This window comes from Xanthomonas sp. WHRI 1810A, from assembly GCF_040202885.1.
Lineage (GTDB): Bacteria > Pseudomonadota > Gammaproteobacteria > Pseudomonadales > Pseudomonadaceae > Aquipseudomonas.
Window position 1 is genome coordinate 1 of sequence record NZ_JBEGED010000071.1, and the last position, 527, is coordinate 527.

A 527-nucleotide genomic window follows, 5' to 3' on the forward strand; every position below is an offset into this window, starting at 1 on the left:
CAGCTGCCTTCGCACAAGCGGTCCTGCGGACACACCCGCCCGCACACTTCCGGCAGCGGGTTGGTGGAATGGCACAGCGCGGCGGCTTCCTCGATGCGGTTTTCCTGCACCAGCTGCAGCCACTGCGGGATCGCGTTGTGCACCGGGCACTTCCAGCTGCAATACGGATTACCGCAGTCCAGGCAACGGCCGGACTGATACTGCGCGTCGGCCTTGTCGAACTTGCCGTACAGCTCGCCCCAGTCACCGGACGTGCGCAGCTCCACCGGAATGCGTGTGGGCATGGTCCGGGGCAGGTCGAGGAATTGGAAGGCTTGCTTGCGGCTCATAAAAGAAATCCGTGGCTGATTCCCTTCTCCCACCGGGAGAAGGTGCCCCGAAGGGGCGGATGAGGGTACGAGCGCAGCCTCGTGCGGTTGGACGATGCGAGTAGCTTCGCTCCGTACCCTCACCCCAACCCCTATCCCGACGGGAGAGGGGCTTTAACCCTTCTCCCGTCGGGAGAAGGTGCCCCGAAGGGGCGGATG

General features: G+C 64.5%; 1 pseudogene. It reads right to left on the reverse strand.

The annotated features are described in order from the left end of the window. A pseudogene (locus tag ABQX22_RS26785) lies at nucleotides 1-329 on the reverse strand (glutamate synthase small subunit); the annotation flags it as partial. Nucleotides 330-527: the final 198 nt, after the last annotated feature.